Annotated in this window: 7 protein-coding genes and 1 pseudogene; 2 read left to right on the top strand and 6 right to left on the bottom strand. The window is 46.5% G+C overall.

Translation table 11 applies throughout. From position 1 onward, the window contains the following. Nucleotides 1-375 precede the first annotated feature (375 nt). Both ACIDITHRIX25_RS84585 and uvrB read right to left on the bottom strand, forming a co-directional pair. Nucleotides 376-1,020 carry a class I SAM-dependent methyltransferase gene (locus ACIDITHRIX25_RS84585; protein ID WP_201732064.1) on the bottom strand — a complete coding sequence of 215 codons (645 nt, stop codon included), beginning with the start codon at nt 1,018-1,020 and terminating at the stop codon, nt 376-378. A 151-nt stretch (nt 1,021-1,171) separates the two neighbouring features. Next, the gene (gene uvrB, locus ACIDITHRIX25_RS84580; protein WP_152626017.1) at nt 1,172-3,178 is read right to left on the bottom strand and encodes an excinuclease ABC subunit UvrB; all 2,007 of its coding nucleotides are present in this window, start codon (nt 3,176-3,178) and stop codon (nt 1,172-1,174) included. Nucleotides 3,179-3,492: 314 nt separating this feature from the next. On the opposite strand from uvrB, the gene ACIDITHRIX25_RS84575 reads away from it, so the two are divergent. Further along, complete coding sequence (locus ACIDITHRIX25_RS84575) at nt 3,493-3,735, top strand: DUF3039 domain-containing protein (protein WP_052605718.1); 243 nt, start codon at nt 3,493-3,495, stop codon at nt 3,733-3,735. Nucleotides 3,736-4,117: 382 nt separating this feature from the next. Here ACIDITHRIX25_RS84575 and coaE read toward each other — a convergent pair whose 3' ends face one another. From coaE to ACIDITHRIX25_RS84555, 4 genes and pseudogenes are all read right to left on the bottom strand, one after another. Next, nucleotides 4,118-4,723, bottom strand: a complete 606-nt coding sequence (coaE, locus tag ACIDITHRIX25_RS84570; protein WP_052605717.1) for a dephospho-CoA kinase — start codon at nt 4,721-4,723, stop codon at nt 4,118-4,120. A 191-nt stretch (nt 4,724-4,914) separates the two neighbouring features. After that, nucleotides 4,915-6,249, bottom strand: a pseudogene (gene rpsA / locus ACIDITHRIX25_RS84565) (30S ribosomal protein S1); the annotation flags it as partial. Nucleotides 6,250-6,533: 284 nt separating this feature from the next. Beyond that, nucleotides 6,534-9,218 carry a DNA polymerase I gene (gene polA, locus ACIDITHRIX25_RS84560; protein ID WP_201732063.1) on the bottom strand — a complete coding sequence of 895 codons (2,685 nt, stop codon included), beginning with the start codon at nt 9,216-9,218 and terminating at the stop codon, nt 6,534-6,536. 106 nt (nt 9,219-9,324) lie between these two features. Further along, nucleotides 9,325-9,954, bottom strand: a complete 630-nt coding sequence (locus tag ACIDITHRIX25_RS84555) for an ANTAR domain-containing response regulator (protein ID WP_052605715.1) — start codon at nt 9,952-9,954, stop codon at nt 9,325-9,327. Nucleotides 9,955-11,374: 1,420 nt separating this feature from the next. Between ACIDITHRIX25_RS84555 and ACIDITHRIX25_RS84550 the strand changes: the two genes are divergently transcribed. Beyond that, nucleotides 11,375-12,085 (top strand): MBL fold metallo-hydrolase, encoded by a 711-nt coding sequence (locus tag ACIDITHRIX25_RS84550; protein WP_052605713.1) that lies wholly within the window; start codon nt 11,375-11,377, stop codon nt 12,083-12,085. Nucleotides 12,086-12,537 lie beyond the last annotated feature (452 nt).

Here is a 12,537-nt window from a genome sequence, read left to right as displayed (position 1 = left end):
ATCTCTCACCCTTTGATGGGTCCTGAGCTTCGTAGCTACACATTCATATAGTTAGGCATAGCGGTCTATCCTCATACAAACAGCTAAAAAATGTATAGCTCGAAGGATTTGGCTTCGGCAAAGGCCTAGGAGACACTTGCATAAGTGGATTGTTACCCGTTTTGGATTTTAAGGTCCGCACTTAATGCCCAACAAGGTATAGTACCTGCATTCTGAGTCAAAAAATGCCACCTGAAAGAGTCGAATTATGAATTGCGCAATTGCCTCCTAGTGACTCTGGTTAGGAAGATTCGTCTGAAGATAAACCAGTCACAAAATCTTCCTTCGAAGATATACCCCAACAGGCAAGGGCGATCTGAAAAAGCCTGAGACCTCCTAGGTCGTCATGGATCTTGAGAACGCCGACCAAATGCCATTCCCAGCGAGCGAGGTGACTCCGTTAAAATCGGCCCCAAGCGCTTTGTGGACATCGTATGGACTCAAATAAATAGGAGTTCGATCTGCGTTTGTAGAGACCCAAAAGAGGGTTCCACTCGGACGTAGTAGTCGCAAAACTTCGTCTCGAAAGAGAAATGAATTCTGAATCACAATTGAATCGAAGCTTTCGTCGCTAAATGGCAAACAACTGGCATCACAATTGATAACCGGCGGCGATTGAGTGGTCATTTTTAAAAGCATGGACAGAGATAAGTCGATACCAACTACCTCCCCGAAGAAATTACAGAGGAGTTCTAGATTAGATCCAGTGCCACATCCGATCTCCAAGCATCTTCCATTCAAATACTGAGCGCGGTTAAGTCCGTCCAAGAGGGCTTCAGTCCTTTCTGCGCCGCTCCTCTGACTCCAGTCTTCTGCCATTGAATCAAAGAGGTCGCCTACTTTTTTAGCACGCTCTTTCGTCCATCCATCCCTCTCAAAAGCGACCTGCCTGACAACTTTTCGCATCGGATGATCCATACCAACGCCAGGGTTCAGTGCGTCAAGAGGTAACAGCGCTCTTTGAAGATAGATAAGAGACAAACCAAGACCTTCCGTAAAAATCGTAGCTAGGAAATTCTATCAACCCAGAATTTCAACTTCCAGGTAACCCGTTGATAAGTGGAATATCTAACAATTAGGACCCCAAATCCAGCTACAAGAGTAGCGTCGATTCTTCTATGTTGCAATTTATTCAACCCACATCAGCGAGATACTTACGCAACTCTTTAATCTCATCTCTCAGTCTTCCGGCATATTCAAAACGAAGGTCGGCTGCGGCTTCGGCCATCTCGGCCTCTAGGGTTTGAACAAGCGCTACCACCTCATTCATATTCATAGTTGCATAGTCCGAGATACCCTTATTTCGTCTTGAATTAGATTTGGGAAGCGGAGCAGTCTTGGATGGTCTCAATTGGTCCAATATGTCTGTTACCGCTTTAGTGATTGTTACAGGGTTTATATTATGCTCTAGGTTGTAGGCCTGCTGGAGGGCCCTGCGACGCTCAGTCTCAGAGATAGCTCTCGTCATGGAATTTGTAATTGTATCCGCATACAAGATCACAAATCCCTCCGAATTCCTTGCAGCCCTCCCGATAGTCTGTATCAAAGCTGTCTCAGAGCGCAAAAACCCCTCCTTATCTGCATCGAGTATCGCAACCAAAGTAACCTCGGGCAGATCCAAACCCTCTCGAAGAAGGTTGATACCCACTAAAACGTCAAACTCACCAAGACGCAGGTCTCGAAGAATGGTCACCCTCTCAAGGGTGTCTATATTCGAGTGCAGATAACGAACCCTAAGCCCCTGTTCAAGAAGGTAATCGCTTAGATCCTCCGCCATCTTTTTCGTTAAAGTAGTCACGAGGATACGTTCATTCTTTTCAATTCGAACGCGAATCTCCGAAAGAAGGTCATCTATCTGATGCTGAGTAGGACGCACGACTACCTTAGGATCGAGCAGTCCAGTGGGCCTTACTATTTGCTGGACAACCTGACTGGATTGGGCGATCTCGTATTTCGAGGGCGTTGCAGACAAAAAGACGACCTGATTGATTCTCTCATAAAATTCATCAAACCTAAGCGGTCGATTGTCCAGAGCAGAAGGAAGCCGAAAACCAAACTCAACGAGGTTCTCTTTTCGACTTCTATCGCCTGCATATTGACCATGCAATTGTGGAATGCTAACGTGGGACTCGTCAATCACCAAAAGAAAGTCCTTGGGAAAGAAGTCCAACAGAGTAAAGGGAGGCTCTCCTGGCGATCGTCCGTCTAGGTGTCGCGAATAGTTCTCAATACCATTACAGAATCCGACTTCAGCCATCATCTCAAGGTCAAATTCAGTTCGCATCCTAAGTCTTTGCGCCTCAAGAAGCCTATTGGTACCCTCTAATTCCCGCAGGCGCTCGCCCAACTCGACTTCGATCGACGCGATGGCCCTTGTCATAGTCTCGTTACTAGCTACGTAGTGGGTAGCAGGAAAGACCACATACTCGGCGAGCTCCTCCGTAACCTCTCCGGTCAAAACGTCGTAACCCTGAATCCGCTCCAATTCGTCACCAAAAAACTCAAAGCGATAGGCCCTCTCTTCATAAGCTGGGTGAATCTCTAGTGTATCCCCCCTAACCCTAAACTTTCCGCGTACGAGATTTTGATCATTCCGGTCGTAGTGGATGTCGACAAGCCTTCGTAAAACACCTCTTAGTTCATAGCTCTCCCCGACCTGAAAGGCGAGCATCCTCTCCGAATATTCGATCGGGGATCCTAGGCCATAGATGCAGGAGACAGATGCCACTACAATCACATCTCGGCGCGTCAAAAGAGCAGAGGTAGCGGCGTGGCGCAATCGATCGATCTCATCATTTACAGAAGAATCCTTCTCGATATAGGTATCTGAGGAAGGTATGTAAGCCTCGGGCTGATAGTAGTCGTAATATGACACAAAGTATTCGACTCGATTATCTGGAAAAAACTCGCGAAACTCACTCGCCAATTGTGCAGCCAATGATTTATTAGGCGCAATCACTAGGGTCGGGCGCTGTACCGCCTCTATAGTCCAAGCTATAGTTGCACTTTTGCCCGAACCGGTAATTCCAAGAAGGGTTTGGAACCTCTCGCCGCGCTGAATTCCATCGCTTAGCTCGGCTATCGCCGTAGGCTGATCCCCTGCAGGCTGATAAGGAGAAACAACTTTGAATTTAGTCACAACATCAATCTAGGGCGCCATCCGAAACTACGATTCCCTTACCTATACCTTTAAAGCCGCAAAAGTTCCCACAAAAAAATGAACCACCCCAACGCCAACTCTTGCCGTTCCGACCAGATTAACAAAAACAACAGGGACTCCCTGCGTCAAACTTACCCAGGACCTGCAAACAATGAAAACTAGAGGCGAATTGATAGAAGTAGCCATTGACCTATCAACGAGGCGAGAGAGCCGGTGACAGGTTTTTTAGATCGACTCCAGCCAAAATCAACTATTGTAGCAGTAAAGATATATTGCGCAAGGGGATCTAATAAATGTCTCGAGTTGACGTACTTGAAGATACCAGAACAGACAATAACGATATCGACGAGAGGGACCGAATGGCCCATATCGTTCTACCTGCCTCAGCTGTTACCGAAGCTATCATCACGGGAAAGCCATGCACAGCCCTTTGTGGCAAGACCTGGGTCCCAACTCGAGATCCTCAAAAGTATCCACTATGTCCCACGTGCAAAGAAGTTGCTCAGGCCAAGGGCTGGAAGATACCAAGCAACTAAAGATTCGATCAGACAAGGTGTGCGATCAGAACATCGCCTCGATCATCTTGGTAGCGAAGTCTTCGAAACAGTAAAGCCATCTGGACTTTCATCCCTCAGTCATACCACCGAACATGAGGAAAAGCTTAAGCCAACAAGCATCACTTTGTCTGGCCATTTAATCTGACAAATATATAGACCAACAGACTTTGAGGTCTGTTTCACAAGAGATCCAAAAGGTTCTGCAAAAATCGATAGAGGCTGAATTACAAACCTAAACTAGCACTTTTATAGCAAATTCAAAGATCTAATGTAGTTGGATATCGCAATTCAATTTAAATATCCAGATTCATGGATATTTATATTGAAAGCCAAATTAGAAGAGAATTGCTACTCCAGTACCTCAGGCAATATCTAATAGGTCGACCAGATCTTCAACCTGTCTCAAAAGATCTTCCTTGGTCGAAGAGTTATCTAGGACGTAATCTGCTACACCAAGGCGCACCTCCCGAGAAACTTGGGAATTTATCCTTGCAAGAGCCTCTTGCCTTGTAATATCGCGGTTGGCTACGATCCGCTCCAATGCAATAGCGGGATCACAATCTACCACTATTAGCGCTTCAAGACCGTATCTAGCTTTACCTCCTCCCTCGACCAAAAGAGGGATGTCAAGCAGGACTACGCCATCAGGATTACCAGCTCCAATTTTTCCAATTCTTCTCGCGATCTCCACTCCTATGGCTGGATGTGTGATGCTGTTCAAGAGCTGCAACTTATCCGAATCATAAAATACAATGGAGGCAAGCTTTGCCCGATCCAATGCACCACTGGCATCGAGGATAGAAGTGCCAAATTCCCCGACAATCTCAAGCAGGGCTGCCGTACCTGGTTCTACCACATAGCGTGCAATCTCATCGGCATCAATGACTTCAAAACCGCTCCTACCTAAATACGCAGCAACCGTCGACTTACCCGACCCTATACCACCAGTCAAACCAAAGATTCGCATAACTCTATCCTAACCAGCCCCAACAATGATACGAAGATGCGACATTGAACTAGCACTCCCACGATTCATCATGGCTATATAAAAAAATACTGTCCCAAACCAAGTGGTCTGAGACAGTATTTATAGTAATTTCCGTCAGTAATAGCTATCGAGCTGTCGCTTTGATAGGTAACTCCTGATGACAAATATTACTCTTGCGAATCCTCTTCTGAGCTCGCCGAGGTGCCCCGCTGGGACTCTAGGTCTGCAAGCCAAGCCTTTTGGGCTTCGGTTTCGGGTTCAAAGTCAACTGCTGAGTAGTCATAGGTACCAATAAAGTTACCATCGTCATCGTAGGCATGCTCACCGTAGATATCTTGATATTCAGCAGCCACTTCGCCACCATCTGCAGCTTGCTTGATGGAGATGCTAATTCGTCGACGTGCAAGATCGATATCGATGATCTTAATCCAAAGCTCTTCGCCAACTTCCACTACATGGTCAGGCGAGTCGACATGTTGGAAAGACATCTCTGAAATATGGACCAAACCTTCGATTCCTTCAGCAACCTGAATAAATGCACCAAAGGGAACCAGCTTAGTTACGCGACCATAAACCAATTCTCCAGGCTTATGTGCGCTTGCGAACTCTTCCCAAGGATCACGCTGAGTTGCCTTGAGGGAGAGCGAAATTCGCTCCTTGGATCGATCCACTTCAAGAATCTGAACGTCAATCTCATCGCCAACTTGTACTACCGAAGATGGATGGTCGACATGCTTCCATGAAAGTTCCGAGACGTGAACGAGGCCGTCCATTCCGCCAAGGTCCACAAAGACACCAAAGGCAACGATAGACGAAACCACACCTTTTCGAACGTCGCCAGGCTTGAGGTTGGCCAAGAACTCTTCGCGCTGCTCTTTCTGAGTCTCCTCTAACCATGCTCGACGTGAAAGAACAACGTTGTTTCGATTCTTATCCAGCTCGATGATCTTAGCTTCCATCATCTTGCCAATGTATGGAGTGAGGTCTCGTACTCGACGAAGCTCTACCAACGATGCCGGCAAGAAACCGCGAAGTCCGATGTCTACGATAAGTCCGCCCTTGACGACTTCGATTACCGCACCCTTGACTGAGCCATTCTTCTCCTTGACCTCTTCTATAGAGCCCCAAGCGCGCTCATACTGAGCTCGCTTCTTGGAGAGGATTAGACGACCTTCCTTGTCTTCCTTTTGGATGACAAGTGCCTCAACCTCGTCGCCAACTTTGACGACTTCAAATGGGTTGACGTCGTGACGGATCGAAAGTTCCCGCGCGGGGATAACACCCTCGGACTTGAAACCGATGTCGAGGAGAACCTCGTCTTTATCGACCCTTACAACTTTACCTTTGACGATATCTCCATCGTCAAAACGAACGATCGTTTGTGCAATCGCATCATCAAATGAGAGATCGCCGAGATCGTCTGCTACTATTACTCGCGGTGTGCCTTCGTCTTCAAGCTGAATTTCTTCAACTTCAACTTCTGGCGCGCTAACCGAATCGGACATGAATGTAGAACGCTTTCTTTACTTACAATTTTGAAAGCAAATCAAAAAAATGATTACGCTTCATCTCAAAGCATATCCACATTTATGATAAACCTCTACCACAATCTAAGTAATGAAGACATACTTTTTCCTCAAAGCATAATAATAGTTAATAATTACTTTATATTACCTAAACGAAATCAAACAATTAGAAGACATTTTTTGCAACGCCTCTTCGATCTATCTAAAAGTTGCCTTGCACGATCTTTTGATTGAAGTCCATTTCGGCAACTTCCTGTAGCGATTCATTTTGAATCCCCCCACTTGTCAACGATGTAGGAGTTGACCATCAGTGGGACCTTCAGGCTCGCCGCATTCTCCATCACGTCGACGACGACGTCTGCAACCTCTTGGGCAACTGGCGTTCTTACTTCCACCAAAACCTCATCGTGCACCTGAAGTATCAGACGTGCATTTTCGGGATCAAGGCTGGTGTCGAGGTTTACAATCGCAAGTTTGAAGATATCAGCTGCAAGCCCTTGAATTACAGAGTTCATGGCCTGACGCTCTGCCCCTTGACGTAGTCGCCCGTTTGGATTAGAAAGATCCGGAATACGTCTTTTGCGACCGAACTGGGTCTCGGTAAAGCCATTCTTGACGGCCTCTTTAACTACTGAATCCATATATTGGCGCAACTTTGGAAAAGCGCCGAAGAAGCTTTGCAAAATGGAATCGGCCTCCCCAACATCGATGTTCAAACGTGTTGCTAGGCCGTATGCCTCCATTCCATAGGCAAGGCCATAAGCGACCATCTTTGCTTTTGATCGTTGCGCGGAGGTTACCTGGCTCGAGGGGATACCAAATACACGAGATGCCAACTCGGTGTGAATATCTGTCCCCAATGAAAAAGCTTCCACCAGACCGGGATCTCCGCTCAGGTGCGCAATTACTCGCAACTCTATTTGTGAGTAATCCGCAACGATTAATTTGGTTGCTTGTGGCGCAACAAACGCAAATCTAAACTTCTTTCCCTCTTCGGAACGAATTGGTATATTGTGAAGGTTTGGATGATCCGAAGATAGTCGCCCAGTCCGGGCAACCATTTGATTAAAGGTTGCATGAATACGGTCATCACCTCCTACTTCAGCTAAAAGGCTCTCACCGTAAGTCGATCGTAGCTTTTCCACCTCTCGATACCGAATAATCAATTCGATGATTGGGTGGATACCTACCAGCTTCTCAAGTGTCGAGGCGTCAGTCGAAAACCCCGTCTTTGTCTTTTTAGGCGGAGTTAGACCCAGATCCTCAAATAGAACTGATCCCAATTGCTTGGTTGAATTTACGTTGAAGGTCCTTCTTGCCATCGATTGTATTTGATTCGACAACTGCCTGGCCTGACGGATGAAATCGTCCTTGAGATCGCTCAAGTAGCCGCGATCGACCAACACACCTACCGCCTCCATCTTGGCTAGGACGACTAAAAGCGGATTTTCTATCGCATCAAGTAGCCAATCACTCTTGTCAGCTTCGATCAACCGTCGAATCTCCAAATCGGCGAGCGCAGCCATCGATGCGATCTGCATAGATGAAACATCATCTTTTAGAGTTGAGAAGAGATCTGGTATCAAATCTCCGCTTCCTCCTTCAACCTGACGGATAGAACCGACTACCTCAGGGGTAAAGGCCTCTAGAACCGAAAATGGATCGTAATCCCCTAGTGAACTGTCGAGCAAATAAGCGCTCAGTCCTAAGTCTGCACCGATTTTTGGAGAAGTAAGCCCTATTGTAAATAGTCTTCGTAAAAACTCTTTGAGTCCAAAGCCAACAAGTGAAAGATCGCCCAAATCTCTAATAAGAGTCTCAAGGCAAAGACGTTCATCTTGGTACTCTAGCGCCACCTTGGTGGTGGCAATTTGGGCAGGTCCCTCTCTTTTTGCCAACCAGATAACATCAATCGAACTTCTTCCTGCCTCGCCTGTGTAGGTAACATCGATGCCAACGGCAAAATCATTCTGCGAAGATCCTATGTCTTTAAAAAACTCTTCACGGGTAACGTCTCTGATCTCTACTGTTGGTTCATTAGTATTGTCATGACCACTGGACAGGTGCCCAATATAGTCAAATGCACCAAGGGTGCGTGAATAAAGTTTCTTCGACTCGATTAGATCAAAAAATTCCTTAGCCTTAGAATCGTCTAGTGGCCCTAGCTCTAAATCCGCAAGCGACAAGGAAAGATCCAAATCTCCACGCAGGTGAGTAAGCTCAAGATTCAGGCGCAGGTTGTCGACGCCAGCCTCAATTGCACGAGAAATCTTGGGGGTCAACGCATCCAAGTTACTCAAAAGCGAATCGAGTGTCCCGTAGGTAGTTGCCAACTTGGCAGCCGTCTTATCCCCTACTCCGGTAACGCCCATTAGGTTATCTGAAGGGTCTCCTCGAAGAGCAGCTAGTAACGGATAATTTTTAGGGGTAGCACCAACTTTTTCCATCACCCCTGCTTCATCGAGCAAGAGATAGTCGCTAACACCCCGACGATTATAAAGCACCTTGACGAATGGGTCTTCTACCAATTGATAGCTATCACGATCGCCCGTTACAAGAATTGTTTCAATCGAAGCACCCTTGCCTAAATTACTCAGGGTCGCCAAAATGTCATCAGCTTCGAAGCCTGATTTAGAGACAACCGCTATTCCTAGCGAACCTATAGCCAAAGATAGAAGTTCCAACTGCTCAACTAGAGCTTCATGAGTTGGAGGCCTATGACCCTTATAGTTTGGATTTAACTCGTCGCGAAAGGTAGGCTCCGGCAAATCAAGTGCCACAGCCATATGCGATGGCTTCCAATTTTCCAGTAGACCATCGAGCATGGACACTAGACCGTAAAGCGCATTAGTGCGTAAGCCAGAAGAGTTGTGCATGGTTTCAAATGGAATTGCAAAGAATGCGCGAAACGCGAGGCTGAATCCATCGACAACGACAAGTCTTTTCATATCTACGCCTTATTAAATCTGAGCCAATGAATGGGTGGAATAGGTATCAAATAGAAATGAACCCGCTAGGTTCACCCTTTGGCCGCGGATATATCCCTAGAGACCCTTATTGAGCCAGCGGGGTAAGCTCCCCAGAGATAACTTTGGTTGCGACCTCTGACATTCGCGCGCGGCTGTCCATAGCGGATCGCTGTATAAAGCTGAATGATTCCGGCTCGGTCATATCATAACGCTCCATCAGTATTCCTTTTGCACGATCGAGCAACTTTCGAAGTTCAAGCTGCGCGCTGAGTGAATCCGAGCGATCCGAAAGTGCTGCGATCTCCTCTTCAAGTGCCCGGGCCTGCGCGAACCGAGCGATTGCAATCTCAATCGCTGGAACCAAATCCGCTGGCTGAAATGGCTTAACTAAATATGCCAGAGCGCCAGCATCTCTCGCCTGTTCAATCAAGGCCCTCTGCGAGAAAGCAGTCAAAATAATTACCGGACAGATCTTATCTTCGCCCACTTCATGGGCAACCTGCAATCCATCGAGGCCCGGCATCTTGATATCCAAAATTGCGAAGTCGGGCTTTAGGGATCGGATCATTTCCAGTCCCTCATCTCCAGTACTTGCTGCGCCAACTACCTCGTACCCAAGCTCTTCAAGAGCTTCCTTCAGATCAAGCCGAATTATCGCTTCGTCTTCTGCGATTACCACACGAGCCATTTGAGCCTCCATTCGATCTCGATCCATCGACCAAAATCCACAAGTTTTGCGGCGACAAAACCGCTCAACTTCGAAAAAAGTTCCGGACAACTACTGCGTAGTATCCCAATACATCTAAAGAAGATAGTCTAGAACAAGGATAAATCCCTCAAACTACACTCAATGCCACATGTCGATGAACCTAGGTCAGAACTTCAAAAAGAGCTAATAATATCAAATAGTTCGCATGAGTCCGGGCATCTGCAAACTCGGCAAAGATTTCAGACTACCCCCAAGGTAAGTCAATATCTCCAAACAAGTCAACGAGTAATGGGCAAATCTAAAAAGGCTGATTGGAAAAGATTTGCCAGAAAAGGTGAGGTAAACCTCAATTAGCTCGCCCGGAGATCACCTTCGCCAGCGAAATGAAGGATCCAGGCGTAAAAAAGAGATCGACCTCGAACCAATCAAACTCGACCGTCTCTAACCAAAGTCAACCGCAACCCATCATCGTAACTTAGATGATCGATGATCTTTTACTCAAATCGAACCTTAACCTCAAACACATTTTGATAACACTTTAATTTTTATATGGTAATCAAATTTGAAAAACCACAAGGATTCTATCCTAAACCCCGCTGTCGGCGAACTAAAGATCTATTTGCAACAGCTCATCCATCCTTGTCTCGGGTGGACTCAGCGATCGCAATCAAAAGACCCAAAGCTGGATACCTCTCATCTGGTTGATCCACAGCCAATGCAAGCTTGACACCCATAATTTGCACTTCGTAACTATTACGAACAATTGCAAAATCCCATAGAGATAGCCGATCCAACCTAAAATAGCAAGTAGCAGCCGCAAAAAGAGATGACGATAAAGATCACGATGACTAGCAACAGGAGAACCACCCCCCCCGTGAAAGCTCCGATAAGACCCCCGAAGCGATCTCTAGGCGGGGTGTGAATAGGTATACGGTTGATTAGAAAAAATACATCTTGATGCGAATACTCATGGTGAAATCAACCGAGCCAATTGCCAAAGAGTCCCATCGAAACTTGAACTTTGAAGTCGTCTTATAAAGGGGATCCTAGTCACCATGGTTTGCGAAGTTGTGGTAGCCAAGGAGACGACGGGGAACCTTTTAAACCTTAATTTGTCCTTTGCCGATAGCCAGAAACTTTCCCGTTCGATCCGAGATTATCAGTGCCGTGATCATCAGGGCCAAGAGCCGCCGAGATGTGACGCTAGATGGATCTAAGCACTGCAATTGTCGCATAAAAAAAAGAATTCAGTTCGATGAAACCAACAGATATCACATCCGTAGAACTTTATCAGAAGATGCCAGATTCAGCTTTGACCATCCGGCATAGTTGCAGTCCCAAATACATCAATCACTCAAAATTGAACGTGGCGTAGCTCATGTAAGCTTTCACCAAAGAAAGATCATCAAAAAAAGAAGATACAAAAATGGAACTTATACATGGAGCGCCACTGTGGCTGGCTGCAACCAACTTTTGGGTTATTCGATCCTCAACAAGCCAGAGGGAGTGCGTTCTAGTAGATGTTCCACCCGAGCCTGCAAAGGTAATCAAGTTCGTCAAAGACGCCAATCTCAAAGTAGTAGCCATCATAGCTACCCATGGCCATATCGACCACATTGGGGGAATTCCAACTGTTGTGGAGGAAAAAGAGTTCCTAGACGACTTGGATCATCAGAAAATCAGAGTGATAGCCCACAAAAATGACATAGAGTTAATCCGAGACCCGATAGGTTCATCAGCGATGCTTGGCCAAGCTCTTCTTCAAGCACGCCTGTCCACCAAAATTCCTGAATTGATCGAGTATCTAGACGACGATGTGACATTCTCTGGAGCTGGATTGTCTTTCGACGCCCTTCATACGCCTGGACACACACAAGGTTCGACGTGCTTTAAAGTCAAGGTTGAGGGTCTCCCGCCCCTCATATTCACCGGAGATCATCTCTTCGCGGGCTCAATTGGTAGAACTGACCTGCCAGGAGGTTCGCTCGATTCGCTAATGGAGTCTCTCGTGACCAAGATCCTGCCACTTTCAGACGATACCGTTGTGCTACCAGGCCATGGCCCCAGCACAACTATTGGCACAGAGCGCCTCACCAACCCTTATATCCAAGAGGCTATCCGCACTCATGGACGCTAGCAAAAATTAGTCTTCATGCCAAATGAATCTAAGTAAGCAGCTTGGCGCCTCTCTGAATTTAACGCCTTTGGCCGATTGACGTCGAAGAGACGCCAAGGACGATCTTCGCAATCCAGCTCTTGCAAGGTTGCTGATAGCTCGAAGATCATAATATCGACCCTTTGCGCTAAACCAATATTCAAAAACACTTTTACGTGAACCGCTCTACCATTGCGCTTAAAGACGACTCGGTTAGTCCACATAAGGGGTCATACGCGGCATGAGCTATCCTAATTGACGACATACATCTCAGGCGACATAAAGCTATTGGACTATTTAATTTTGGCCTAGAGCGCTTGGCGTTCCCAACGAAATCGCGATCTAGGAACTCGATCATTCGAGCGAACCCTAGTTTTCAGATGACAGACCTTGAATAAAAGGCCACAATGACTAGTAAAGAGTTTTGGAATACT

Source organism: Acidithrix sp. C25, assembly GCF_904848545.2.
Note: the sequence above shows the minus strand (reverse complement) of the source record. Positions and strands in the feature narration are given on the sequence as shown.